This window comes from Micromonospora fulviviridis, assembly GCF_014648395.1.
Taxonomy (GTDB): domain Bacteria; phylum Actinomycetota; class Actinomycetes; order Mycobacteriales; family Micromonosporaceae; genus Micromonospora; species Micromonospora fulviviridis.
Genome location: NZ_BMRA01000003.1, coordinates 184,853 through 211,069 on the forward strand (window position 1 = coordinate 184,853; position 26,217 = coordinate 211,069).

Sequence of the window (26,217 nt, forward strand, 5' to 3'; positions counted from 1 at the left end):
CGTGGCAGGGTGGGGACATGTACCGGGAGGAGCCGGTGGCGACGATCCGCGGCGCCGTGCGGTGGGCGAGCGTCTCGCGCGGCGACGGGGCGGTGCGGGTGCTGCCGGACGGGTGTCTGGATCTGCTCTGGTCCAGCCGGGCGGGGCTGCTCGTGGCCGGGCCGGACCGGAACGCGCACCTGTCGGTGAGCGTGCCGGGGGAGCGGTGGGTCGGGCTGCGGCTGCCGCCGGGCTCCGGACCCGCCGTGTTCGGCGTGCCCGCCGACGAGCTGCGCGACCAGCGGGTGCCCCTCGCCGACCTGTGGGGACCTTCCGCCGCCGACCTGGCCGACCACATCGCGGCGGCCGACCCGCCACCCGCGTCCGCCGGTGGCAACCCGGCCGCTCCGGCGCTCGGCGGATGGCCGGCACCGTCGATCGCCGCCGCTCTGGAGGAGGTCGCGCTCGGCCGGTTACGGGCCGCGGGCGGCCCGGACCCGATCGGCGCGCGCGTCGCCGCCCGGCTCGCCGCCGGCGCCACGGTCGCCGCGACCGCCGCCGAGGTCGGCCTCGGGGCGCGGGCCCTGCACCGGCGCAGCCAACTCCTCTTCGGGTACGGCCCGAAGACCCTGGCCCGCATCCTGCGGATGCGCCGCGCCCTCGACCTTGCTCGCGCCGGCGCGCCGCTCGCCGAGGTCGCCGCCCTCGCCGGGTACGCCGACCAGGCCCACCTCACCCGCGAGGTGAAGGAGTTGGCGGGCGTCCCACCGACCCGCCTGCTGCCGACCGACGCCTGACCGACCGCGCCCGCCCGACGGGCCGAGGCACGCACCTCCGACGCGCCGCGCCGCTCGGGCACCGACCGGGCCCCGGCACCACCGGTCGTCGGTGGAACGCCATGGAGGTCACCGGGCTCCGGACGCCTCCATCGCGTTCCACTCGCCGGCCACGGCGCTCCGGCTCACTCGGACTTGAGCGGGGCGAACAGGTCGACGCCGTTGCCGTCCGGGTCGTGCAGGACGGCGTAGCGCTGGCCCCAGAAGGCGTCCCACGGCGGGAGGTGGCCGTGGTGTCCGGCGGCGGTCAGCTCGGCGTACCAGCGGTCCACCTCGGCCGGGTCGGCGCAGCGGAAGGCCAGGCTGGCGCGCGGACCGCCGGCGGCCGGGGCGTAGGCGGAGTCGAAGCTGCGGATCGTCTCGACCGTGTCCCAGGCCAGCCGGACGCCGCTGTCGAGGGTGATCTCGACGTGCGGCTCGTGCTCCGCGCCGGGCGGGACCGGCAGCCCGAGCCGCCGGTAGAAGTCCAGGGTGCGTCCCATGTCGGTGACGACCATCCCGATGAGATCGAACTGCGGTGTCATGCGGCCACGGTAGGGGCCGGCGATGCCAGCTGTCTTGAACGGATCGGACGGGGGACGAGTGGCCGGTGTGGCCCGCACGGCCGGGGGCAGGAGCGTACGGTGTGGGACAAGTCCGGCTTAGAGCGGTAAAGCTCTCATATCGGGCCCGGACTCCGATGACTGGCGAAGGAAGGGAGCTGGCCGTGACGCACCTGGCCTACCTGGACGCGGGATCCGGCAGCCTGATCGTGCAGGCGGTGGTCGGAGGGGTGGCCGGCGTGGCGGTGGCCGCCAAGCTCTACTGGCGACGGCTGGTGGCCCGGTTCCGCCGGCAGCCCACCGACCAGGGCTGACCGGCGTGGCGCTCCCCGACACCGGCCTGCGCGACGAGCCCGGCTCCTTCCGCGACCCCGGCAACCGGGTCTTCCACCGTGCCGGCGAGGTGCTGCGCGGGCTGGACGAGCGGTCCGCGCGCGACTGGCGTGCGCTGGCGGCCAGCGACTTCTTCCGCGACCTGCTCGCCAACGGCCAGGTCTGCGGCACCCAGGAGCTGTTCCCCACCCCGGTCGACGTGCCCTGGGCCGCGGTGCTGCGCCACGAGCGGGTCCCGTTCGTCTCGCACCCCTACGAGTGGTCGTACGGGATGCTCCGGGACGCCGCCCTGCTGCACCTGGAGGTGCTGCGCGCGGCGCTGGCCGCCGGCTTCACCACCAAGGACGGCTCCGCCTACAACGTGCAGTGGCGGGGCGCCCGGCCGGTCTTCATCGACGTCGGCTCGTTCGAGGCGGCCCGCGACGGCGAACCCTGGGCCGGCTACCGGCAGTTCTGCCAGACCCTGCTCTACCCGCTGCTGGTCCAGGCCCACCTCGGGCTGGACTTCCAGCCCTTCCTGCGGGCCCGCATCGACGGCATCGAGCCGGACCAGATGCGCCGGCTCTTCGGCGGGGCCCGGCGCTGGCGGGCCGGGGTGCTCACCCACGTGCACCTGCACGGGGCCATGCAGGACCGCAACGCCGAGGCCAGCACCAGCGCGGTACGCGCCCAGCTCCGGGCCGCCGGCTACTCGCGCGAGCTGGCTCTGGCCACCGTGCGAGGGCTGGTGAAGCTGGTCCGCCGGCTGGACCACCGGCCGGGGGAGAGCCACTGGTCGGACTACCAGCGCACCTGCGCGTACTCGGTGCAGGACCGGCAGGCCAAGGAGCACTTCGTCGACCGGGCGGTGGCCACTATGGGGCCGGGCCGGGTGCTCGACCTGGGCGCCAACGACGGCCGGTACGCCCGGATCGCCGCCCGGCACGCCGATCACGTGGTCGCCGTCGAGCAGGACCCGGCCGTCGTCGACGCCCTCTACCGGGCGCTGCGCGACGAGGGGGAGCGGCGGATCCTGCCGTTGGTGATGGACCTGGCCGACCCGTCCCCCGGCGGCGGCTGGCGGGGCGTCGAGCGGGCCGCCTTCGCCGAGCGGGCCCAAGCCGACGTGGTGCTCGCCCTGGCCGTGGTGCACCACCTGGCGATCGGCCGGAACGTGCCGCTGCCCGAGGTGCTGGACCAGCTCGCCGCGCTCACCGTGACCGGCGGCAGTGTGGTGGTCGAGTTCGTCCACCCCGAGGACCCGATGGCCCGCCGGCTGCTGGCCAACAAGCCGGACGGGCTCTTCCCGGACTACCGCCGGGAGGCGTTCGAGTCGCTGCTCGCGGCGCGCGGGCGGGTGGTCGCCCGCACCGAACTGCCGTCGGGGACCCGCACCCTGTACCAGGTGGTGGTGGGTGGCTGAGGGCACGCTCGCGCCGCCACAGGCGCCCCCGGCGAGCCCGGAGCCGCCCCGGAACCGGGGCGGCTGGCGTGGCGAGGCGGGCCGGCTGCTGGAGGTGGTCGCGCTGGTCGGGCTGGTGGTGACCCAGCCGCTGCTGGACGTGCTCGGCCGCAGCCCCGACTTCTTCCTGTTCCACCGCGCCTCCCGGGCCGACGTGCTGCTCCTGGTGGCGCTGATCGCGATCGCGCCGACCGTGCCGTTCGCCGTGCTCGGCGCGATCGGCCTGGTGGCCGGTCGGCTCGCCCGGGCGGCCGTGCACACGCTGGTCGTGGGGCTGCTGCTGGCCGCGCTCGCGGTCCAGGTCGGCCGGCACGTCACGCCGCTGCGGGGCGTACCCCTGCTGCTCGTGGCGGGTGTGGCCGGCGCCGCCGCGGCGGCCGCCCACCGGCGGTGGCGGGTCCCGGGCCGGGTGCTGCGGGTGGCCGCGGTCGGGCCGCTGGTGTTCGTCGGCCTGTTCCTGTTCGCCTCGCCGGCCTCGGCGGTGGTGATGCCCCGGGGGCACGGCGGCGCCGCCGGGGTCGCCGGCGCGGGCGGGCACCCGCCGGTGGTCATGATCGTCCTGGACGAGCTGCCGCTGGTCTCCCTGCTCGGCCCGGACGGCAGGATCGACGCCACCCGGTATCCGCACTTCGCCGAGCTGGCCGGCGGCTCGACCTGGTATCGCAACGCCACCGGCGTCAGCGGCTGGACGCCCTACGCGCTGCCGGCCATGCTCACCGGGCGCTACCCGGCCCAGCCGTTCGCCCCGCACTACTCGCAGTACCCGGACAACCTGTTCACCGCGCTCGGCGGCCTGTACGACATCAAGGCCGAGGAGAGCATCACCCGGCTCTGCCCGCCCAGCCGGTGCGAGCAGCCGGTCAGCCCGGAGCAGGGGCTCGGCGTGCTGGTCCGGGAGAGCGGGAAGCTGCTGCGGCAGGTCACCGCCCCGGTGGACAGCCGAATCGACCCGGAGGACTCCTACCGGGAGCAGACCCGGGCCGAGGCGGGGCTGGACGCGGCCGAGCCGGTGCCGGACGACCCGAAGTTCCGCTGGGACACCCTCGACGACAACCAGCCGGCCCGGTTCACCGCCTTCCTCGCCGGGCTGCGCCCCTCCCCCCGGCCCACCCTGCACTTCCTGCACCTGCTCATGCCGCACTCGCCATGGGCGTACCTGCCGTCCGGGGCGCGGTACGCCGCCCCGGAGGACCTGCCCAACGACGGGGCCGGCTGGGTGGACCTGGCGCGGGCCCGGCACCTCGCCCAGCTCGGCTACACCGACCGGCTGATCGGCGAGACGCTGCGCACCCTGCGCGCCACCGGCCTCTACGACAAGGCGCTCGTGCTGGTCACCGCCGACCACGGGGTGAGTTTCCGCAAGGACTGGCAGGGCCGGGGGCTGGACGCCATCACGCACGCGGCCGACCAGGTGGCCTGGGTGCCGATGTTCGTCAAGGAACCCGGCCAGCGGGCCGGCCGGGTCGACGACCGGAACTGGGAGCACGTGGACCTGCTGCCGACGATCGCCGACGAGACGCACGTGCGGATCCCCTGGCGGGTGGAGGGCCGCTCGGCGAGGCAGGCCCCGCGCGAGGGCGCCGACAAGCGCTTCTACGACCGGCCCGGCGAGCCGCTGACGGTCACCGGCGGGGTCCCGTCGCCGCCCGCCCCGCCGGCGCCCGACCCGCTGCTCGGCACCCGCGTGGGGGAGAAGCCCGCCGGGGGTACGGCCACCGTGGCCAACCTCGCCGCGTTCCGCGACGTCGACCCCGCGCACGGCGAACTGCCCGCGCTGGTCTGGGGGACCGTGCCCGCCTCGGTGCCGGACGGCACCCGGCTCGCGGTGGCGGTCAACGGCACGGTGGGCGCGGTCGTGCCGGTGGTCCGGCCCGACCCCGGGGGCCGCCGCTTCGCCGCGCTCCTGCCCGACGACCGGCTCTTCGCCGCCGGGTCCAACCGGCTCGACCTGTACCGCGTCGAGGCCGACGGGACGCTGCGCCGGCTCACCCTCTCGTGATCATCCACAGCGGCGGCGGGTAGCCTTCCCAGCTCGGGGTGGTCGCGCTTCCACGGGGTTTCCGAGCCGGCAAGTCGGGAATCGGGTGACGCATACCTCACCACCGAACCATGACGAGCGGTGTCCTCCCCACCGTGATTACGGTAAAAGCGAAGGCAACTCAACGAAGATCTTGCCGGCGAAGCGAGGAACAGATGACGGAAGTCAAGCTCGACCACCCCGGTGGGCAGCTGTCGATGCCGGTACAGCCCGCGGTCGAGGGGCCCGCCGGGATCGGGGTGGGCAAGCTGCTGAAGGAAACCGGGATGACGACGTACGACCCCGGTTTCGTGAACACCGCGTCCTGCTCGTCCGCGATCACCTACATCGACGGTGACGCGGGCATCCTGCGGTACCGCGGCTACCCGATCGAGCAGCTGGCCGAGAAGTCCTCCTTCCTGGAGGTCTCGTACCTGCTGATCTACGGCGAGCTGCCGACCCAGACGCAGCTGACCGAGTTCAGCGAGCGGATCCGGCGGCACTCGCTGCTGCACGAGGAGATGCGCCGCTTCTTCGACGGCTTCCCGCGCGACGCGCACCCGATGGCCGTGCTCTCCTCGGCCGTCAGCGCCATCTCGACCTTCTACCAGGACAGCCTGGACCCGTTCGACTCCGACCACGTGGAGATGTCCACGGTGCGGCTGATGGCGAAGGTCCCCACCATCGCCTCGTACGCGTACAAGAAGTCGATCGGCCAGCCGCTGCTCTACCCGGACAACTCGCTGGGCTACGTCGAGAACTTCCTGCGGATGACCTTCGGCGTGCCGGCCGAGCCGTACGAGGTCGACCCCGTGATGGCCCGCGTGCTGGACATGCTCTTCATCCTGCACGCCGACCACGAGCAGAACTGCTCCACCTCTACCGTCCGGCTGGTCGGCTCCAGCAACGCCAACCTGTTCGCCTCGGTCTCGGCCGGCGTGAACGCGCTGTTCGGCCCGCTGCACGGCGGCGCCAACCAGGCCGTGCTGGAGATGCTCCAGAAGATCCAGGCCGAGGGCGGCGACGTCCGGTCCTTCGTGCGGAAGGTCAAGGACAAGCAGGACGGCGTGAAGCTGATGGGCTTCGGCCACCGGGTCTACAAGAACTACGACCCGCGCGCCGCCATCGTGAAGAAGGCCGCCCAGGACGTGCTCGGCCGGATGGCCAAGCCGGACCCGCTGCTCGACCTCGCGGTGCAGCTGGAAGAGATCGCCCTCGCCGACGACTTCTTCGTCTCCCGCCGGCTCTACCCCAACGTGGACTTCTACACCGGCCTCATCTACAAGGCCATGGGCTTCCCGACCAAGATGTTCACGGTGCTCTTCGCGCTGGGCCGGCTCCCCGGCTGGATCGCCCAGTGGCGCGAGATGATCAACGACCCGGAGACCAAGATCGGCCGCCCCCGGCAGATCTACACCGGCTACGCCGAGCGGGACTACGTCCCCGCCACGGAGCGCTGAGCCCGGTCCTGACGGCGAAGGCCGCCGACCCCGTGCGGGTCGGCGGCCTTCGTGTCGCTGCGGGACGGTGCGTCAGCCCACCAGGGACCGGAGCGGGACCCGCGCGTCCCGGAGGGCGCCCACCAGGTCACGCAGGAACGGGTGCTCGTCGGCCTGGAGGCCGGCCGGATTCGGGATCACCAGGTAGGCCGATCCGCCCACCACGGAGACCCGGGCGGTGTCGGTGTAGCGGGCGACGACCGCCTCGGCACGACCGCGGTCACCGGCCGCCACCTCGACGGTGATCGGACGCCACTCGCCGCCCAGGTCGTCCGCCACCGGCTGGGCCGCCGCGGCGGCCCGGGCGGGGTCGACACCGGCCGTCCGCGGCGCGGCGCCGCGGTCCGCCGCCGCACCGGACGGATAGAGCAGGGCGTTGGCCACCAGGTGCAGCCCGTTCTCGTTGTACGCGCGGAAGAGCGGGTTGAACGCGAACAGCACGGCCCGGCCGGCGCCGGTGGGCTCGTCCACCAGTGCGACCGTGCCCTTCAACACGTCGCTGCGCACGGTGTAGCCGTTCGCCCAGAAGGTGTCGTCGGACGGGTAGGTCAGGACGTTGGTGCCGGTGCTGCTCGGGTTCAGGATCGAGTCGCTGTTGTTGAACTCGAAGTCCTCCGCCGGGCGGCCCAGCGCGACCGGGCTGCTGCGGTCGACGTCGACCCGCAGGTGCGAACCGATCATCCGGTAGTCCGCCGGCTTCGCCTTCTCCGTGGTGGAGGTGAGGCCGGCGGCCCGGGCCATCCGGGTGCCCTCGTTGCGCAGGCCGAGGTAGGTGTGGCCCTGGGCGATCCAGTTCCGCAGGTTGGCCTGCCCGGCGGCGGTGAGCCCGCCGGTCGCGCTGCTGCCGTCCGGCACGAGCAGCACGGTGCGCTCGGTGAACGCCGGGGTGTTGTCGTTGATGTCGGCGGTGGTCACCGGCGTGAGGTCGAGCCCCCACCGCTTGCCGAGCACGTACCGGGCCTCGCCGTGCGAGCCCGAGGTGGTGGAGATGCCGGTGCCCTGGAACAGCCCGACGTCCGGCAGGTCCACCGGGCTCCCGCCGGCCGCCGTGTCGCTCGGGCTCAGGGTCACTCCGAGCGACCGGGCCAGCCGGTCGATCTCCGGGGTCAGGCTCCTCGCGGGGAAGCCCACCAGGCTCGTATCGAGGTCACGGACGAGCGGCACGCCCCGGCCGAGCAGCCGGAAGGTGAGTTCGGCCGCCGCCGCCGAGTCCAGCGGGTACCCGTACGAACCCTTCGCCCCGGCCGCCGACGTCGTGCCGCCGGTGATCTGCCGGACCGGCCGGGCGTGCGGCCGGACGTCGTCGCCGGTGTAGATGGTGTCCACGCCCATGAGCAGCGGGTTGCTCCAGGACGACACGTCGTAGAAGTAGGGGAACGGGACGTACGGGTCCTCGCCCATGATCGCCTGGATCCAGTGCTTCTGCGGCTGGTCCATCGGGATCCAGTACGCGCCCACCGGCACCGTGACGTCGGTCGCGGTGCGCCCGCCGAAGACCCGGGCGGTGGGCACCTTCGTCGGCCTGGTCACCTCGTAGACCTCGACGTCCATTCCGCGCAGCCGCTCGACCAGCCGGCGCACGTCGCCGAGCTGCCGGTCGGGGAGCAGGAAGTACGAGCGGATCCTGACGTCCGGCACCGGGAACTGGACGGTGTTGGTCGGCTGGACCACCTCGTTCGGCTCCAGCGTCCCGGCCCTGCCCTCGGCGAGCGCGTCCGTCCAGATCTTGAAGTAGCTGGTCAGCACCTCGTGCTTGTTCGCCGCGGCCCAGCCCAGGGTGGACCACTGGGTGTGGAACTGCTGCTGGACCCGGTCGGCCACCGCCGACGCGCTGCCCTTCTCGAAGGTCATGCCGGCGGCGCCGAAGCCGGCGGCCGGGACGGTGTCGCCGTAGCCCATGAAGAACAGGTCGTACGTCGAGTAGTTGAAGTAGCACTCGGTGGTGACGGCGCCGCCGCAGGCGCCGTTGAAGCCGAAGCCGGCCTTGTTGGCCTCGCCGATCCGGTTGATCCAGTCGACGTTCTCGCTGGCGATCTCGTGGTGGATCGGGTCGGCGTTGGGCGGGAAGAAGTACTGTCGACCGCCCATCTCGTGCGCGTCGATGAAGACCTGCGGCGGGTACTGCCGCAGGAGTTCGATCTTGCCGTCGGTCTCCTGCTGGGTGCGGGCGAACCAGTCCCGGTTCATGTCGAAGCCGTACTCGTTCTGCCGGCGGCTGGCGTCGCGGCCGTCGGGGTTCTGGGTCGGCACGATGACGGTGACCAGGTTGTCGTTCCGCTCCGCGACCGCGCAGGACAGCCCGGAGGCCAGCTCGTACAGGGTCTTGAGCGCGGCGTCCGTGCCGCTCTTCTCCCCGCCGTGCACGTTCCCGGCCACCCAGACGATGGCCGGACGGTCGGTCGCGGTCTCGGCGGCCTTCTTCGCCCTGGTCCGGCGCGGGTCCCGCAGATCGCGGATGTCGTCGGCGATCTGCCGCAGCGCGCCCGGCCGGACGTGCCGCTCGTCAGAGACGATCGCGTACGGCAGCGGCTGGCCGAGCACGCTCGTCGCCATGACGCCGGTGACCACGCGGTCGGAGGCGGCGTCGACGGCCTTCAGGTAGCCGCGGACCTCGTCGTTGGTGACGACCCGCTCCTGGCCGGCGCCGAGCGGGAACCCCAGCGCGGCTTCGGGACTGGGCACGGTGGACAGCCGGGCGGCAGGGTCGTCGCTGCAGTTGGGGGGCGTGGGGGCGGCGCCGGCCGGCGCGCCGCCGAGCAGCGGCGTCAGGCCGGCCAGCAGGAGCAGCGCGGCGACGCCGGCCGTTCTTCTCGTGGGGATCGCCCTGTGCGGACGCTTCGACAGGCGCATCGGGATGCCTCGTTTCCCTGGGCGAGAGATCAACGGAGCTGGATCGAACGTATGACCGGCGGTTTCCCGGGTCAAGACTCGGTTCGTGCGGTCAGTGGGCGCGGTGCCCGCCCTCGCCGCCCGTGGTGGGCAGGCTGCCGAGCACCTGGTTGATGATGTGGATCCGGGCGCCGGCGACCTGGTAGTCGGCGCACACGGTGTCGGCCCGGCCGGCCAGGCGGGCGGTCCCCCCGCCCCCGGTGACCGTCACCTCGGTGCCGGCGAGCGTGGTGACCTTTCCGGCGGCCACCAGGTCGGACAGCGACAGCGACCCGGCGACGAGGTGTTCGCGGAGCAGGCCGCGGAGCGTGTCCCGGTCGGCCAGGAGCAGCCGGTCCAGGTCGTCCTCGGAGAACTTGGCCGCGAACGCGTCGTCGGTCGGGGCCAGGATGGTCAACCCCGAGCCGCCGTGCAGGTCGGCGGACATGCCGGACGCCCGCACCGCCGCCTCGAACGTGGTGAGGACGGGCAGCCACCGCAGGGCCGCCTCGGCCGGCTGGCCGGTGAGGGCCGCCGGGTTGCCCGGGTCGCTGCCGGAGGGCAGCAGGTCGCACAGCGGTCCGCTCACGACGGGCGCCGCCCCCGGTGCGGAGCCGCCGGCCACCTTCGGTGCGGCGCCGCCGGCCGCAGCCGGCGAGGCGGTGCCGGCGCCGGAGCAGCCCGTGCCGGTGAGCACCAGGGACAGCGCGACCGCGGCGAGCGCAGCGGCCCGTCGCCGGCGGGCCGGCCACCGGAGCCGTGGGAGAGATCGGGATCGCGGGGGGATGACGGTCCGTTCCACGGCGTTCTCCGGTCGGATCGGGTCGTACCGGCAGGCCCGGGAGGCCGGACCTGCCGGTACGACGGTCAACGGGTCAGAGGCTCGCGCACTGGCCGCTCTTCGGGCCCTGCGTCGAGTTGCCCAGCCCGAGGTCGACCGGCTCCTGGGTGTTGCCCCCGCAGCTCAGCGGGCCGGTGATGGTGTTGGCCGCCACCAGCGGCGCCTCACCGCGGTTGTCCGACACCTCGACCGGGCCGGTGACCTCCGCGTCGACGAGCACCACCGGGCCGCTGGACTGCGCGACCCGCACCGGGCCGTCCACCGCCGTGTCGGTCAGGAACACCCCGGCCGCGCCGACGGCGTCCACCGGGCCGGTGATCGACGAGCCGGTGGCGACCAGCGTGCCGCCGGGCCGGACACGGACCGGGCCGGTCACCGTGGCGTCCCGCAGGCAGGTGACGCCGGAGACCACCAGCGCGCCGTCGCGCGGGCCGGTGACCGTCGGGTACACCCGCTCGCCGTCGACCAGCTTCTCCACCGCCTGCCCGTCGAGCAGCAGCGGGATCAGCCCCCGCTCGGGCTGAGCGAGGGGCACCACGTACCCGTCGGCGACCTTGACCACCTTCCAGCCGTGCGCGGCGAGCCGCTGCGCCACGGTGGTCCGCTGGCCGGCCGGGCCGTCGGTGCGTTCCCCGTGGTACTGCTCCTCGGTGAGCTTGTACGCGCACGGCACGTCGGTGAGGATCCGGTCGGGCTGCGGCGCGTCGAGCGGCGGCGGGGCCTCACCCGGGTGCGGCGCCGGGTACGCCGCGATCGGCCGGGAGCCGCGGAACACGATCCGGCCGGTGTTCGACACCTGGAAGGTGATCGCATCGGCCCGCGCCGAGGTGATCTCCTTGAGGTTCGCCCGGTGGTAGTCGAGGAACTGGTGGAAGGTCCAGAGCGCCGAGTACGCCTTGCGCCGCCGGTTGTTCGCCGTGTTGCCCTCGTCGGGCCGGGTGGCGCCGCCGGCGCTGCGCAGCTCCAGCAGGGAGTTCACCACGTTCTTGAGCCCCAGCGTGTTGCGCAGGATGGTCTCCTCGCTGAGCCCCACGTTCCCGCCGCCGTTGCACCCGTACGGGCAGGGCCACCAGCCGTCCTTCGCGCCCTGGGTGTACATGTGGCCCTCGATCATGTGCTGCGACTCGTCGAAGATCGACTGGGCGACGTTCTGGTGCCGCGGCGGCAGCATCGGCAGGTCGCCGGCGCTGGAGTTGCCGAACTCGTGCCCGTCGTAGCCGGCCACCGGGCGGTAGTCGCGCAGCATTCGCACCAGCGCGAACGTCTCGGGCTGGCGGACCAGCGAGTAGTCGCGGTTCAGGTCCTGCCCGGTGGAGTTGCCCCGGGTGTTGGCCGCCCGGCCGTCCCCGTTGATGGTGGGCACGATCAGCACGGTGGTGTGCGACAGCAGGTCCAGCGTCCGCGGGTCGTCGCTGAAGGCCAGTTGGCGCGCCATGATCAGGCAGGCTTCCCGGTCACCGGGCTCGTTGCCGTGCACGTTGCAGTTGATCATCAGCGGTGAGGTCGCCGCCACCGCCGCGGGGGTGGCCGGCGGCGTGGGGTAGCCGATGACGAACATGTTGATCGGGCGGCCCAGCGCGGTCCGGCCGATCTCGGTCACCCGGACCCGGTCGCTCAACTCGTCGACCGCGGCGGTGTACGCGTACTCGTCGACGTCGCTGGTGTACTGCGCCGCGAGGGTGGTCTCCCACTGGGTACGGAGGCTCTGGCCCGGCACGGCGGGGTCGCCCCAGGGGGCCCTGGTGGTGCCGGCGACCGGCGCCGAGTACGGCTCGGCGGTGGCGCCGAAGCGGGCGCGCACCCGCCACTGGAACCGGGCGCCCGGGTTGAAGCCCGCGTCGGCGAAGGTGGGGGAGGAGTTGTCGATCTGGCGGTTCGGGCGCCAGACGCCGGTGATCACCGCCGGTCCGGTGGGCGCGTCGTCGGCGGCGACCGGGGTGCGCTCGATCTGGTAGTCGGTGGCGCCGTCGACCGGCGTCCAGGCGAGGGTGGCGTAGCCGTCGCCCTGCACGACCGTCAGGCCCTGGACCTGGTTCGGCTCGGCCGGGTCGGCCTGTGCGGGCACGGGCCCGGCGAACGCCGCGAGGCTGGCGGCGAGGAGGGCGGAGAGGAGGGCCGTCGTCCGTCTGTCTCTCATGGAAGCTCCAGAACAGGTGGGATGACTCGGTCCCGACAGCACACGCCAGCCACCCCGTCCACGGTCGACGGTGGACGATTTCTTGAGGTTGATCTGAGGATCGGCGGCTCAGGCCGGCCGGAGCCGGTAGCCCACCCCGCGTACGGTCTCCACCAGGCCGGCGTCGTCGAGCTTGCCCCGCAGGGCCGCCACGTGGACGTCGAGGGTGTGGCCGCCGCCCCAGGTGGTCTGCCAGACGTCCATGAGCAGCCGCTCCCGGGGCACCACCGTCCCGGCCTGCCGGGCCAGCGCCATCAGCAGCGCGAACTCCTTGCGGGTCAGGACCACCTCCCGGCCGCCGAGCCAGACCCGCCGGGCGTTGAGGTCCAGCCGCAGGTCGCCGACCTCCAGCGCCGCCTCGGCCCGCAGGGCGCGGGCGGTGCGGCGCATCACCGCCTCGATCCGGGCCTGCAACTCCGCCATCGAGAACGGCTTCACCACGTAGTCGTCGGCGCCGGCCCGCAGCCCCGCCACCCGGTCCCGCTCGTCGGAGCGGGCGGTCACCGCGATGATCGCGAGGTCCTCGTTGTGCCGGCGGATCTCCCGGCACAGCGACAGGCCGTCCCGGTCCGGCAGGTTGAGGTCGAGCAGCAGGAGATCGACCGGCCCGGCCGCCACCGCCTCCGAGGCGGTCGTGGCCGTGATGACCGAGTTGCCCCGGCGGCGCAGCGCGGCGGCGAGCGCGGACGCGACTCGCAGGTCGTCTTCCACCAGCAGCACCCGCACCGCGTCTCCCGGAACATCGTCGCGACAGGTTCACGCGAGTCTGTCCGATCCGCCCGGCCGCGACCAGCCCGAACGGAAGATCGCGACCGGACGATCATGCGGGTCGAGCCGTCGGGCCGACCTGCATGATCGACAAGACGCGCTAGGTGGCCTCGAGGTGAAGCGGTAGGACCACCGCGGAGGAGACCGCCAGCTCCCGGTCCAGCACCTCGTCGCGGGGGACGAAGACCATCGCCCGGCCCTCGCCGAGGACCACGTCCTCCTGGCCCGCGTCGGTGGCGCCGCGGAAGGCGTGGACCGTGACCGTGTGCGGGAAGCCCTCCTCGTACGGGCGCGGGCCGGTCCAGAGGGGGTGCAGGTCGCCCACGGTCAGGCCGGTCTCCTCCAGCAGTTCCCGGCGGGCGGCCTCCTCCGGCGTCTCGCCGGGCTCGACGTGGCCGCCCGGCAGGCTCCACTGGTTCGGCGAGACGGGCGCGTGCTCGTCCCGATGCTGCAGAAGAACGGCGCCCGAGGGGTCGACGAGCAGGACAAGCGCCACGTCATAGCTGGCCATCGCGGAATCATGCCATGCCGCGTCCATGGCGGAGGGCCACCACCTGGGCGTCCTACCGCGCAGGTCTGGTGCTCGTCGCCGGCGTCATCCGGCTCCGATGAGCGACGCCGCGGGCCCTAATCCAGGCGCCGGCCCAGCGAGAGACCGGCGTCGGTGTAGCCGTGCCTGCCATAGAAGCGCACCGCATCGACGTTGCGGTGGTGGATACCGGCCGACAGGTACCTGATGCCCCGGTTGGTTGCCCACCGCTGGGCTGCCCGCACCAACGCTGATCCCACCCCGAGTCCCCTCGCATCGGGCAGCACAACCGTGTGCACCTGCGCGGAAGGCTCAGGACGCAGGATCTGATGCTCCGGCGGATCGGAATACCGCAGCACCTCAACCATCCCGACCACGCGGCCGTCGTGAGCCTCAGCGACCAGAACACCGTCCCGCCCCGCCTCGTCGGCCAGCATGGCCGTGAAGTGGCGCACCACCGCCGCGCGCTGCGGAACGCGGTAGACGCCAGGGTCGAGAGCGAGGTGCGCCTCGGCGTTGGCCAGGCGCAACTCCACAAGTGAGGGAACATCCGCCAAGCGCGCCGGCCGAACCGTCAGCCCAACCTCCTGCATCATCCCGATCCTAGGGCCGACACGGCAGCTTTTGGGGGTGGCCATGATCGGCAGGGCAGGCCTAGTCGATTTCTGGACGCTTCTCGGCGATCCACTTCTCGACGTCCTCGGCGAGCCAGACGTTGCCCATCTGCAGCATGGCAACGGGTTCCGGGAAGTCTCGGCGGCTGGTGATCTGGTATGCCCGCTGCCGCGACACACCGCCGAGGAGCACGCGGATCTCCGCCGAGCCGACCAGCCGCAGCTTCTTGGGCATGCCTCGGACGCTAGGTGTCCGACAACTAGTCACGTATCAGCTTGACGCACGCCTAGTAGTCGTCCGTACTAGTCGTCTATCATGACCCCGTGACTAGCGCCTGGGAACCTGAGCCGCCTTTCCTCGTCATGGCCGCCGGCTTCATGGTGGATCTCCACACCCGCAAACGCTGCCCGCACTGCCGCCCCGACGGGACATGTCCGCGCGTGCAGCACGCCAAGAGGCTGCTCCGCGCCTGGCGCCTGACGGTCGAGACGCGACGGAGGCAGCGCTACTTCCGCTGTCCCTGAACCGCGACGACGGCCGCCGGCCCCGTGCGGGGTCGGCGGCCGTCGTGGTTCGGCTCAGCGCAGGCCGGCGGCCGCGAGCAGGTTGCCCTCCGGCTGGGCGGGCCGGGTCCGGCCGAGGCTCATCCGCTGCTCGGCGCGCGCGGCGGTGAACGCGGGATCGCCCGCGATGGCGGCGGCGTACGCGGCAGCCGTGCGGGACGCGATGGCCGACCAGCCGTACTGCTCGTGGACCATCGTGCGGGCGCGCCGGGCGAGCAGCCGCGCCCGGTCCCGGTCGGACAGCAGCGCGTGCACCGCGTCGGCGAGCCCGTCCGGGTCCTGCGGGGCGAAGGTCAGCCCCGTCACGCCCGGCTCGACGATCTCCGCCAGCCCGCCGGTGCGGGACACCGCGAGCGGCGCGCCGGCGGCGGCCCCCTCCAGGGCCACCATGCCGAACGGCTCGTAGATGCTCGGCACCGCGAAGCAGTCCGAGGCGGCCATCACGGCGGGCAGGTCGGTGCCGCCCAGGAAGCCCGGCATGCTCACCGTGGCGCCCAGCCCGAGCCGGTGCACCTCGGCCTCCAGGGTCGCCCGGTAGGGCCCGTCGCCGACGATCACCGCGCGCAGGCCGGGGTGCCGGTCGCGCAGCCGGGGCAGCCCGGCCAGCAGGTGCTGCACGCCCTTCTCGTAGACCAGCCGGCCCGCGAAGGTGACCAGCGGGCCGTCCCCGGCGAACCGGGCCCGGGCGGCGGCGACCGCCGAGCCGGGCACCCGCCAGCGGTGCGGCTCCACCCCGTTGGGCACCACGTCGACCCGGGCCGAATCCACGCCGAACAGCGCGCCCACCTCGTCGCGCATGTAGCCGGAGCAGACGATCACCCGGCCGGACTCGGTGGCCAGCCAGTGCTCGACGCCGTGGATGGTGCGGTTCATCTCCTCGGGCAGCCAGCCCTGGTGCCGGCCCGCCTCGGTGGCGTGGATGGTGCTGACCAGCGGCACGTCCAGGTGCTCGCGCAGGGTCATCGCGGTGTGCGCGACCAGCCAGTCGTGGGCGTGGATGACGTCGTACGCGCCGGACTCGGCGGCGCGCAGGGCGGCCCGCGTGAGGGTGTGGTTGAACGCCATGGTCCAGGCCAGCAGCGAGCCGGTGGCCAGCGGGAAGGTGACCGGGTCCTCGGCGGCGCGGACGATCCGCACGCCGTCGGCGTACTCCTCCAGCGGCGCGCCCTCGGCGTGCCGGGTGACGACGGTGACCTCGTGGCCGGCGGCGGCCAGGGCGACGGAGAGGGCGTGCACGTGGCGGCCGAGGCCGCCGACGAGCACCGGCGGGTACTCCCACGACAGCATGAGGATGCGCCGGGTCCGGGGCGGAACGCCGGGCTGCGGCGGGATGGTGGGGCGGGAGGTGAGGGTGGGCCGGTGGGTCCGGTCCGTCGCGGTGGCGGGCTGCGCGCCGACCCGCAGGGTGGTCACATCGATCTCCGTCCATGCATGCTGGTACGCGCCGGCGCCACTGGCGGCGTGGGGAGCGTGGTGGGGTGGCCGAACGGCCGGGTGGACCCGCGCGGGCACGCGTGTCCGTTATCCAGGTAAAGGCATTCGGCGCGAACCCGCACCTCGAAAAGGGCGATCGTGACGGACAACACCCGAAAGCTCAGCCGGGTCCAGGCGGGTGGATTTCGGTTACCGTCCGAACGGGTGGATTGGCGGAGCGTGCGGCGGGGCATTAGCGGCGTGCGCACCGGCGGCCCGCCCGTCCGGTGCGCTCATGATCATGGCCGAAGGAGCGACATGCAGGTCTGGCCGGGCGAGAGCTACCCACTCGGCGCCACCTACGACGGGATGGGCACGAACTTCGCGATCTTCTCCGAGGTGGCGGAGAAGGTCGAGCTCTGCCTGTTCGACGAGTGGGACACCGGCGCCGAGCGCCGGGTCGAGCTGCGCGAGGTCGACGCGTACGTCTGGCACGCCTACCTGCCGGGCATCGAGCCCGGCCAGCGCTACGGCTACCGGGTGCACGGGCCGTGGAACCCGGCAAACGGGCTCCGGTGCAACCCGCACAAGCTGCTCCTGGACCCGTACGCCAAGGCCGTCGACGGAGAGGTCACCTGGGACCCGGCCGTCTACGACTACGAGGTGGGCGGCGACCCCGACCGGCGCAACGACACCGACTCGGCGCCGTTCATGCCGAAATCGGTCGTCGTGAACCCGTACTTCGACTGGGGCAACGACCGGCCGCCGCGCACGCCCTACCACCACTCGGTGATCTACGAGGCGCACGTGCGTGGGCTGACCATGCGCCACCCGGACATCCCGGAGGAGCTGCGCGGCACCTACGCGGCGATCGCCTCGCCCGTGATGATCGACTACTTCAAGCGGCTCGGGGTGACCGCGGTCGAGCTGATGCCGGTGCACGAGTTCGTGCACGACCACCGCCTGGCCGACCTGGGGCTGCGCAACTACTGGGGCTACAACACCATCGGCTTCTTCGCCCCGCACCACGGCTACTCGGCGCTGGGCCGGCTCGGCCAGCAGGTGCAGGAGTTCCGCGGCATGGTCAAGGCGCTGCACGCGGCCGGCATCGAGGTCATCCTCGACGTGGTCTACAACCACACGGCCGAGGGCAACCACCTCGGGCCGTCGCTGAGCTTCAAGGGCATCGACACCCCGAGCTACTACCGGCTCTCCGAGGAGGACCGGCGCTACTTCGTCGACTACACCGGCACCGGCAACAGCCTCAACGTGCGCAGCCCGCACTCGCTCCAGCTGATCATGGATTCGCTGCGCTACTGGGTCACCGAGATGCACGTCGACGGCTTCCGCTTCGACCTGGCGGCCACCCTGGCCCGGGAGTTCTACGAGGTGGACCGCCTCTCCACCTTCTTCGAGGTGGTGCAGCAGGACCCGGTGGTCGGCCGGGTCAAGCTGATCGCCGAGCCGTGGGACGTCGGCCCCGGCGGCTACCAGGTCGGCAACTTCCCGCCGCAGTGGACCGAGTGGAACGGCAAGTACCGGGACACCGTGCGGGACTTCTGGCGCGGCGAGCCGGCCACCCTGGCCGAGTTCGCCTCCCGGATCTCCGGCTCCGCCGACCTCTACCAGGACGACGGCCGCCGCCCGTTCCACAGCATCAACTTCGTCACCTGCCATGACGGGTTCACCCTGAACGACCTGGTGTCGTACAACGACAAGCACAACGAGGCCAACGGCGAGGAGAACCGGGACGGGGAGAGCCACAACCGCTCCTGGAACTGCGGCGTCGAGGGGGAGACCGACGACCCCGCCGTGCTGGCCCTGCGGGCCCGGCAGCGGCGCAACTTCCTGGCCACCCTGATCCTCTCCCAGGGCGTGCCGATGCTCGGCCACGGCGACGAGCTGGGCCGCACCCAGCGCGGCAACAACAACGCCTACTGCCAGGACAGCGAGCTGGCCTGGGTGGACTGGGAACGGGCCGACGACGAGCTGCTGGCCTTCGTCCAGCGGCTCACCGAGTTCCGCAACCGGCACCAGGTGTTCCGCCGCCGGCGGTTCTTCACCGGGCTGCCGGTCGGCGGCCGGGCCGCCGGCTCCGCCCTGCCCGACCTGGCCTGGTACACCCCGGACGGCCGGGAGATGACCGGCGAGGACTGGGGCAACGACTTCGGCCGCTCGGTGGCCCTCTTCGTCAACGGCGACGGCATCCCGGAGCGCGGCCAGTACGGCCAGCGCCACCGGGACGACTCCTTCCTGCTGCTGTTCAACGCGCACGACGCGCCGCTGGACTTCACCCTGCCGCCGGCCGAGTTCGGGCAGCGGTGGGAGCCGGTCATCAGCACCGCGGACCCGGATCCGGAGAAGACCCCGGCGGTCGAGGCGGGCGGGAGCGTCTGCGTCCCCGACCGCTCGCTGCTGGTCCTGGAGAGGACGGCCTGACCCATGCCCGACACCCCCCACCCCCACGACACGACGGCGACGACGACGCGGGTGGGGTCGACCTACCGTGTCCAGGTCCGCCCCGGCTTCGACCTCGACGCCACCGCCGGCCTCGCCGGCTACCTGGCCGACCTGGGCGTCACGCACCTCTACAGCGCGCCGCTGCTCACCGCCACCCCCGGCTCGCAGCACGGCTACGACGTGGTCGACCACCGCGCGGTCAACCCGGAGCTGGGCGGCGAGGGCGGCCGGCAGCGGCTGGTCCGGGCGCTGCGCGCGGCCGGGCTCGGCCTGGTCGTGGACATCGTGCCCAACCACGCCGGGGTGGCCCGGCCGGCGGCCAACCCGGCCTGGTGGGACGTGCTGCGCCGGGGCCGGGCCTCGGCGTACGGGGACTGGTTCGACATCGACTGGGACCGGGGGCGGCTGCTGCTGCCGGTCCTCGCCGACAGCCCCGACGCCCTGGACGACCTCAAGGTGGTCGACGGCGAGCTGCGCTACCACGAGCACCGCTTCCCGATCGCCGACGGCACCGGGGACGGGACCCCGCGCGAGGTGCACGACCGGCAGCACTACGAGCTGGTCAACTGGCGGCGCGGCGACACCGAGCTGACGTACCGCCGGTTCTTCGCCGTCTCCGACCTGGCCGGGCTGCGGGTGGAGGACCCGGAGGTCTTCCGCGCCACCCACGCGGAGATCCTGCGCTGGGCCGCCGCCGGCGACCTGGCCGGCATCCGGGTCGACCACCCGGACGGGCTGCGCGACCCCGCCGGCTACCTGGCGCGGCTGCGCGCCGCCGCACCCGGCGCCTGGCTGGTGGTGGAGAAGATCCTGGAGTACGGCGAGGAGCTGCCGGACTGGCCGGTCGACGGCACCACCGGCTACGACGCCCTCGCGGCCACCTGCGGGCTCTTCGTCGACCCGGACGCCGAGGCGGACTTCACGGCGCTGGACGGCCGGCTCACCGGCCGGCACACCTCGTGGGAGGACCTGACCCACGACACCAAGCTGGCGGCCGCCACCCGGCTGCTCGCCGCCGAGCTGGGCCGGCTCGCCGCGCTCGTCCCCGACCTGCCCGCCGAGCAGGTCCGGGCGGCCCTCGCCGAGTTGGCCGCCTGCTTCCCGGTCTACCGCGGCTACCCGCCGGAGGGCGCCCGCCACCTGGCCGCCGCCCGCTCCGAGGCCGGCCGCCGCCGCCCCGACCTGACCGCGGTGCTGGACGCGGTCACCGCCCGGCTCCGCGACCCCGGCCACGAGTTGGCCGCCCGCTTCCCGCAGCTGTCCGGCGCCGTCATGGCCAAGGGCGTGGAGGACACCGCCTACTACCGGTGGAGCCGGTTCGTCACCCTCAACGAGGTGGGTGGCAGCCCGGCCCACTTCGGGGTGCCGCCGGCCGAGTTCCACCGCTTCGCCGCCGCCCGGCAGGTGCGTTGGCCGGCCAGCATGACCACGCTCTCCACCCACGACACCAAGCGCGGCGAGGACGTCCGGGCCCGGCTCGCGGTCCTGTCCGAGCTGCCCGGGCGCTGGGCCGAGCGGGTGGCCGACTGGATGTCCCGCGCTCCGCTGGCCGATCCCGCCTTCGCCCACCTGCTCTGGCAGACCGCCGTCGGGGCCTGGCCCATCGAGCGAGAGCGGCTGCACGGGTACGCGGAGAAGGCCGCCCGGGAGGCGTCCGTCTCGACGAGCTGGGCCGACCCCGACCCGGCGTTCGAGCACGAGCTGCACGCCCTGGTCGACCGGATGTACGACGACCCGGAGCTGCACGCCCAGCTCACCGCGTTCGCCGACGAGATCACCCCGGCCGGCTGGTCCAACTCGCTCGGGCAGAAGCTGGTCCAGCTCGCCATGCCCGGCGTGCCGGACACCTACCAGGGCACCGAGCTGTGGGAGAACTCCCTCGTCGACCCGGACAACCGCCGCCCGGTCGACTTCGCCGTACGCCGGGAACTGCTGGCCCGGCTCGATGCCGGCTGGCGGCCCGCGGTGGCCGCCGACGGCGCGGCCAAGCTGCTCGTGGTCTCCCGCACCCTGCGGCTGCGCCGGGACCACCCGGAGCTGTTCACCGGCTACCGGCCGGTGCCCGCGCACGGCCCGGCCGGCGCGCACGCGGTGGCCTTCGACCGGGGCGGCGCGATCGCGGTGGCCACCCGGCTCCCGCTGCGGCTGGCCCGCGCCGGCGGCTGGGGCGACACGACGCTGGCGATTTCCGGCAACAGTGTTACGGACGTGTTCACCGGTCGGGTCTACAGTGGGTCTGAGCTGCTGATGCACGATCTTCTGAGCACCTATCCCGTCGCCCTCCTCGCTCCCACCGACTCCGTGGAGGCAGCCGCATGACCGAATTCACGGTGTGGGCGCCCGAAGCCGCCCGGGTCCGGCTGCGCCTGCCGGGCGTCGCCGACCACGACATGCGCCCCACGCCCGGGGGCTGGTGGCGCGTCGAGGTGCCCGGCGCCGGGCCGGGCACCGACTACGCGTTCCTCCTCGACGACGACGAGCGGGCCCTGCCCGACCCGCGGTCGGCCTGGCAGCCGCAGGGCGTGCACGGGCCGAGCCGGCGCTACGACCACGCCGCGTTCGGCTGGACCGACCAGGGCTGGACCGGGCGGCAGCTGCCCGGCAGCGTCCTCTACGAGCTGCACATCGGCACCTTCACCCCGGAGGGCACCTTCGACGCGGCGATCGGCCGCCTCGACCACCTGGTCGACCTCGGCGTCGACCTGATCGAGCTGCTCCCGGTCAACGCCTTCAACGGCGAGCACAACTGGGGCTACGACGGGGTCTGCTGGTACGCGCCGCACGAGCCGTACGGCGGGCCGGACGGGCTCAAGCGCTTCGTCGACGCGGCGCACGCCAGGGGGCTGGGGGTGATCCTCGACGTCGTCTACAACCATTTCGGGCCCTCCGGGGCCTACGCGCCGCGCTTCGCGCCGTACCTCACCGAGCAGAGCAACACCTGGGGCCGCACCGTCAACCTGGACGGGCCGCACTCCGACGGGGTGCGCCGATACATCGTCGACAGCGTGCTCATGTGGCTGCGCGACTACCACGTCGACGGGTTGCGGCTGGACGCCGTGCACGCCATGCCCGACTCCCGGGCCACCCACCTCCTGGAGGAGGTCGCGGCCGAGGTGGAGACGCTCTCCACCCACCTGGGCCGGCCGCTGTCGCTGATCGCCGAGAGCGACCTCAACGACCCGAAGCTGATCAGCCCGCGGGAGGCCGGCGGGTACGGGCTGCACGCCCAGTGGAACGACGACGCCCACCACGCGCTGCACACCCTGCTCACCGGGGAACGGCAGGGCTACTACGGGGACTTCGGCTCCCTCGAATGCCTCACCGACGTGCTGACCGGCGCGTTCTTCCACGCCGGCACCTGGTCCAGCTTCCGCAACCGCAGCCACGGCCGGCCCGTCGACCGGCAGCGCACGCCGGGGCACCGGTTCGTGGCGTACCTGCAGAACCACGACCAGATCGGCAACCGGGCCACCGGCGACCGGATCTCCGCCACGCTCTCCGCCGGGCTGCTGCGCGTCGGCGCCACCCTGTTGATGACCGCGCCCTTCACCCCCATGCTGTTCATGGGGGAGGAGTGGGCCGCCAGCACCCCCTGGCAGTTCTTCACCAGCCACCCGGAGCCGGAACTGGCCACCGCCGTGGCGGCCGGGCGCCGGCGGGAGTTCGCCGCGCACGGCTGGCCGCCGGGCGACGTGCCCGACCCGCAGGACCCGCAGACCTTCGTCCGGTCCCGGCTCGACTGGGCCGAGCTGGACAAGCCCGAGCACCGGGAGATGTACGACTTCTACCGGCGGCTCATCGCGCTGCGCAAGCGCCGTCCCGACCTGTCCGACCCGCGGCTCAGCCACGTCGAGGTACGCCACGGCGACCAGTTCCTGCTGATGCGGCGGGGCGGCTGCCTGGTGGTGGCGAACCTGGCCGGCAAGGCGCAGCGGATCAACCTGCCCGGTGTGGTGCGGCGGGTGCTGCTCGCCACCTCCGAAGGGGTCACCGTCATGCGGGACGGGATCGAGCTGCCGGCGGAGTCGGCCGCGATCGTCGCGCTCTGAGGAACACCGCCGCGCCGCGCGGCGTACGACAATGCTCGGAGAAATCTCGGCGGGGCGTGTCGGATCGAGGCGGCGGCGTTCGTAGCAGGGGTGACAGGCGGCCCGATGGGGCGGCCACCCGGCGACAGGAGATGATCCCCATGGCGCAGTACCTGATGTCCGTGCTCGACGACCAGGCCCGCCTCGCCAGCGCGGAGGAGATGGCCGCGATCGACGTCTTCAACGAGCAGCTCCAGGCCGACGGCCAGTGGGTCTTCGCCGGCGGCCTCGCGTCGCCCGGCTCGGCCACCGTGGTCGACGGCCGGGACGGGGATCCGGTGTTCACCGATGGGCCCTACGTGGAGTCGAAGGAGCACGTCATCGGCTTCTGGATCATCGAGGCGCCCCACCTCGACGTGGCGCTGCGGCTCGCCGCCGGGGGATCGAAGAGCTGCAACCGGAGGGTCGAGCTCCGACCGTTCCTGGGTTGATGACCGACGTCGACGAGGTGATCAGCCGGATCCACCGCGAGGAGTGGGCCCGGGTGGTCGCGACCCTGGCCCGGCGCTTCGGAGACCTCGACATCGCCGAGGACATGGCCGCCGAGGCGTTCGCGACCGCCGTCGAGCGCTGGCCGGTCGAGGGCGTCCCGCCGAGTCCCGGCGCGTGGCTCACCACCACCGCCCACCGCAGGGCGATCGACCGGCTCCGGCGTGAGGTCCGGCGCGAGGAGAAGCACAAGGAGGCGCTGATGCTGTCCGACACCCCTGAGCCGCTCGGCGCCATCGACGACGACCGGCTCCGCCTCGTCTTCACCTGCTGCCACCCCGCTCTCGCCATGGAGGTACGGATCGCGCTGACCCTCCGGCTGGTCGGCGGGCTCACCGTGCCGGAGATCGCCCGCGCGTTCCTGGTCCAGGAGACCGCCATGGGCCGGCGGATCACCCGCGCGAAGGCGAAGATCAAGGCGGCGAGGATCCCCTTCGGCGTGCCGTTCCGGGAGGACCTCCCGGCCCGGCTCACCGGGGTGCTCGCCGTCCTCTACCTGATCTTCAACGAGGGCTACCTGGCCTCCGGCCCCGGGACGGAGGCGGTCCGCGGCGACCTGACCGCCGAGGCGATCCGGCTGACCCGGCTCGTCCGTGTCCTCATGCCGGCGGACGGCGAGGTCGCCGGACTCCTGGCGCTGATGCTCCTCACCGAGGCCCGCCGGGCGGCGCGGGTGTCGGCGAGCGGTGAGCTCGTGACCCTGGTGGAGCAGGACCGCGGCGCCTGGGACCGCGAGCTGATCGCCGAGGGCCACGCCCTGGTCCGCGCCCGCCTCGCCTCCGGCCGGGCGCCTGGGCGTTACCAGATCCTCGCCGCGATCAACGCCGTCCACACCGACGCCCGCGACGCCCGTGACACCGACTGGTCGCAGGTCGTCGCGCTCTACGACCAACTGGTCAGCCTCGACCCCTCGCCGATCGTGCGGCTCAACCGGGCGATCGCCGTCGCCGAGCTCGACGGCCCGGAGGTCGCCCTGGCGGAGGTGGACGGCCTGCCGCTGGAGGGCTACCACGCCTTCCACGCCGCCCGCGCCGCCCTGCTGCGCCGGCTGGGCCGCAGCGAGGAGTCGCGGGCGGCGTACGACCGCGCCATCGGGCTGGCCGGCAACACCGCCGAGACGGCGTACCTCATCCGCCGCCGCGACCAGCTGGCCGGCCGTGCACCGCACTCACCGTGACGCGGGACGGGCGCGGACAGCGGCTGGCAGGCGCCGGGTTCCGTGCCGGCCGGCTGCGCGACGACCCGTCCCCGCTCTGATCCGGCACGATCAGGGCAGCGGCCACTCGTGGACCGGGCGGTTGCTGTGCATCAGGTCGACGTAGTGGCGGACCACCTCGCGCAGCGCCTCCGGCCGGTCCAGGTGGTCGGCGGACTCCAGCCGGTGCAGCGTCTCCACCTGCCAGGTCGCGCCGTTGCGGCCGGTCAGGCAGCGCTGCTCGACGATGCCGAGCAGCCGGTCCCGCTCGGCCGGGTCGAGGCCCCACCGGTCCAGCCCGTGGTGGGCCAGCGGCAGCAGCCGGCGTAGCACCAGTTCGGTCACCGGCAGGTAGCCGAGCCCGGGCCAGAACACCTGGGCGTCGATGCCGTGCCGGGCGCAGTTGGTGAAGTTCTCCTCGGCCGCGCTGAACGACATCTGCGACCAGAGCGGCCGGTCGGACTCGGCGAGGGCGCGGACCAGGCCGAAGTAGAAGGCGCCGTTGACGACGGTGTCCAGCACGGTCGGCCCGGCGGGCAGCACCCGGTTCTCCACCCGCAGGTGCGGACGCCCCTTCAGCACGTCGTAGACCGGGCGGTTCCACCGGTAGACGGTGCCGTTGTGCAGCCGCAGCTCGGCGAGCTTCGGCACGCCGCCGGCGGCCAGGGTCTCCGCCGGGTCCTCCGGGTCGCAGACCGGCAGCAGCGCCGGGAAGTAGCGCACGTTCTCCTCGAACAGGTCGAACACGCTGGTGATCCAGCGTTCCCCGAACCAGACCCGGGGGCGTACCCCCTGGGCCTTGATCTCCTCGGCGCGGGTGTCGGTGGCCTGCTGGAACAGCGGCACCCGGGTCTCCCGCCACAACTCCCGGCCGAACAGCAGCGGCGAGTTGGCGCCGAGCGCGACCTGGACCCCGGCGATCGCCTGGGCGGCGTTCCAGTAGTCGGCGAACTGGGCCGGGCTGACCTGGAGGTGGAACTGGGTGCTGGTGCAGGCGGCCTCGGGGGTGATGGTGTCCGCGGTGGTGGCCAGCCGCTCCACCCCGCTGATCGAGATCCGCAGGTCCTCACCGCGCGCGGCGAAGATCTGCTCGTTCAGCAGGGCGTAGCGGGGGTTGGCCGACAGCGTGGCGGCGGTGAGGTGCTCCGGGCGCAGGGTCGGCAGGATGCCGATCATCACCATGTGCGCGCCGACCGTGCGGGCCTTCTCCTCGGCGGCGTTGAGGCTGGCCCGGACGTGCTCCTCGAACTGCGCCGTGCCGGTGCCGGTGAGCCGGCGCGGCGCGACGTTGATCTCCACGTTGAACTGGCCCAGCTCGGTCTGGAAGCTCGGATCGGCGATCGCCTCCAGCACGTCCGCGTTGCGCATGGCCGGCTGGGACTCGTCGTCGACCAGGTTCAGCTCGATCTCCAGCCCGGTCATCGGCCGCTCCACGTCGAAGCGCGACTCGCGCAGCATCTCGGCGAACACGTCCAGGCAACGCCGCACCTTGTCGCGGTAGCGGGCCCGGTCCTCCCGGCTGAAGGTGCGCACGCCGACGTCCTCGCCCATGGTCACCACCCTGT

The 26,217-nt window shown here is 73.3% G+C and carries 20 protein-coding genes; 10 read left to right on the top strand and 10 right to left on the bottom strand.

All coding sequences use genetic code 11. The features are described from left to right. Window positions 1–17 precede the first annotated feature (17 nt). Window positions 18–776: a helix-turn-helix transcriptional regulator gene (locus IEY96_RS09395; protein WP_189194420.1), complete on the top strand. Its 759-nt coding sequence runs from the start codon at window positions 18–20 to the stop codon at window positions 774–776. 164 nt (window positions 777–940) lie between these two features. Here the strand turns inward: IEY96_RS09395 and IEY96_RS09400 are convergent, their stop codons facing one another. Beyond that, the gene (locus tag IEY96_RS09400) at window positions 941–1,339 is read right to left on the bottom strand and encodes a VOC family protein (protein WP_189194421.1); all 399 of its coding nucleotides are present in this window, start codon (window positions 1,337–1,339) and stop codon (window positions 941–943) included. Window positions 1,340–1,521: 182 nt separating this feature from the next. On the opposite strand from IEY96_RS09400, the gene IEY96_RS09405 reads away from it, so the two are divergent. The 4 genes from IEY96_RS09405 to IEY96_RS09420 all read left to right on the top strand — a co-directional run bounded on the left by IEY96_RS09405 (window position 1,522) and on the right by IEY96_RS09420 (window position 6,608). Then, window positions 1,522–1,671: a hypothetical protein gene (locus IEY96_RS09405; protein WP_167364301.1), complete on the top strand. Its 150-nt coding sequence runs from the start codon at window positions 1,522–1,524 to the stop codon at window positions 1,669–1,671. A 5-nt stretch (window positions 1,672–1,676) separates the two neighbouring features. After that, the gene (locus tag IEY96_RS09410) at window positions 1,677–3,092 is read left to right on the top strand and encodes a class I SAM-dependent methyltransferase (protein WP_373293533.1); all 1,416 of its coding nucleotides are present in this window, start codon (window positions 1,677–1,679) and stop codon (window positions 3,090–3,092) included. Next, window positions 3,085–5,130, top strand: coding sequence for a sulfatase-like hydrolase/transferase (locus tag IEY96_RS09415; protein ID WP_189194422.1), 2,046 nt, complete (start codon window positions 3,085–3,087; stop codon window positions 5,128–5,130). Before IEY96_RS09410 ends, IEY96_RS09415 begins: the two co-directional genes overlap by 8 nt. 194 nt (window positions 5,131–5,324) lie before the next feature. Then, window positions 5,325–6,608 carry a citrate synthase gene (locus IEY96_RS09420; protein ID WP_189194423.1) on the top strand — a complete coding sequence of 428 codons (1,284 nt, stop codon included), beginning with the start codon at window positions 5,325–5,327 and terminating at the stop codon, window positions 6,606–6,608. A gap of 72 nt (window positions 6,609–6,680) precedes the next feature. On the opposite strand, the gene IEY96_RS09425 is transcribed toward IEY96_RS09420, so the two are convergent. The 8 genes from IEY96_RS09425 to IEY96_RS09460 all read right to left on the bottom strand — a co-directional run bounded on the left by IEY96_RS09425 (window position 6,681) and on the right by IEY96_RS09460 (window position 16,420). Further along, a complete protein-coding gene (locus tag IEY96_RS09425; RefSeq protein WP_189194424.1) occupies window positions 6,681–9,497 on the bottom strand; it encodes a M14 family zinc carboxypeptidase in 2,817 nt (938 codons plus the stop codon). Window positions 9,498–9,588: 91 nt separating this feature from the next. After that, window positions 9,589–10,212 (bottom strand): fasciclin domain-containing protein, encoded by a 624-nt coding sequence (locus IEY96_RS09430; RefSeq protein WP_189194425.1) that lies wholly within the window; start codon window positions 10,210–10,212, stop codon window positions 9,589–9,591. A 178-nt stretch (window positions 10,213–10,390) separates the two neighbouring features. Further along, window positions 10,391–12,493: a M14 family metallopeptidase gene (locus tag IEY96_RS09435; protein ID WP_189194426.1), complete on the bottom strand. Its 2,103-nt coding sequence runs from the start codon at window positions 12,491–12,493 to the stop codon at window positions 10,391–10,393. A gap of 108 nt (window positions 12,494–12,601) precedes the next feature. Next, a complete protein-coding gene (locus IEY96_RS09440; RefSeq protein ID WP_189194427.1) occupies window positions 12,602–13,258 on the bottom strand; it encodes a response regulator transcription factor in 657 nt (218 codons plus the stop codon). A gap of 142 nt (window positions 13,259–13,400) precedes the next feature. Beyond that, entirely contained in the window at window positions 13,401–13,811 is a 411-nt protein-coding gene (locus IEY96_RS09445; protein ID WP_189194428.1) for an NUDIX hydrolase, read from the bottom strand. A 116-nt stretch (window positions 13,812–13,927) separates the two neighbouring features. Then, window positions 13,928–14,425, bottom strand: coding sequence for a GNAT family N-acetyltransferase (locus tag IEY96_RS09450; protein WP_189194429.1), 498 nt, complete (start codon window positions 14,423–14,425; stop codon window positions 13,928–13,930). Between the two features lie 58 nt (window positions 14,426–14,483). Further along, entirely contained in the window at window positions 14,484–14,678 is a 195-nt protein-coding gene (locus IEY96_RS09455) for a helix-turn-helix transcriptional regulator (RefSeq protein WP_189194430.1), read from the bottom strand. A 344-nt stretch (window positions 14,679–15,022) separates the two neighbouring features. Continuing rightward, window positions 15,023–16,420 carry a glycosyltransferase family 4 protein gene (locus tag IEY96_RS09460; protein ID WP_189194431.1) on the bottom strand — a complete coding sequence of 466 codons (1,398 nt, stop codon included), beginning with the start codon at window positions 16,418–16,420 and terminating at the stop codon, window positions 15,023–15,025. A gap of 318 nt (window positions 16,421–16,738) precedes the next feature. On the opposite strand from IEY96_RS09460, the gene glgX reads away from it, so the two are divergent. The 5 genes from glgX (at window position 16,739) to IEY96_RS09485 (ending at window position 24,634) form a co-directional block, all read left to right on the top strand. After that, window positions 16,739–18,859, top strand: a complete 2,121-nt coding sequence (gene glgX, locus IEY96_RS09465; protein ID WP_189194432.1) for a glycogen debranching protein GlgX — start codon at window positions 16,739–16,741, stop codon at window positions 18,857–18,859. Window positions 18,860–18,862: 3 nt separating this feature from the next. Next, window positions 18,863–21,199 carry a malto-oligosyltrehalose synthase gene (gene treY, locus IEY96_RS09470; RefSeq protein ID WP_189194433.1) on the top strand — a complete coding sequence of 779 codons (2,337 nt, stop codon included), beginning with the start codon at window positions 18,863–18,865 and terminating at the stop codon, window positions 21,197–21,199. Beyond that, window positions 21,196–22,929: a malto-oligosyltrehalose trehalohydrolase gene (gene treZ / locus IEY96_RS09475; RefSeq protein ID WP_189194434.1), complete on the top strand. Its 1,734-nt coding sequence runs from the start codon at window positions 21,196–21,198 to the stop codon at window positions 22,927–22,929. Before treY ends, treZ begins: the two co-directional genes overlap by 4 nt. A 140-nt stretch (window positions 22,930–23,069) precedes the next feature. Beyond that, on the top strand, window positions 23,070–23,399 hold the full coding sequence (locus IEY96_RS09480; protein ID WP_189194435.1) for a YciI family protein: 330 nt from the start codon (window positions 23,070–23,072) through the stop codon (window positions 23,397–23,399). Next, window positions 23,399–24,634: an RNA polymerase sigma factor gene (locus tag IEY96_RS09485; protein ID WP_189194436.1), complete on the top strand. Its 1,236-nt coding sequence runs from the start codon at window positions 23,399–23,401 to the stop codon at window positions 24,632–24,634. The genes IEY96_RS09480 and IEY96_RS09485 overlap by 1 nt, the downstream gene beginning before the upstream one ends. 90 nt (window positions 24,635–24,724) lie before the next feature. Here IEY96_RS09485 and IEY96_RS09490 read toward each other — a convergent pair whose 3' ends face one another. Further along, complete coding sequence (locus tag IEY96_RS09490; RefSeq protein WP_189194437.1) at window positions 24,725–26,203, bottom strand: glutamate-cysteine ligase family protein; 1,479 nt, start codon at window positions 26,201–26,203, stop codon at window positions 24,725–24,727. Between the last annotated feature and the right edge of the window lie 14 nt (window positions 26,204–26,217).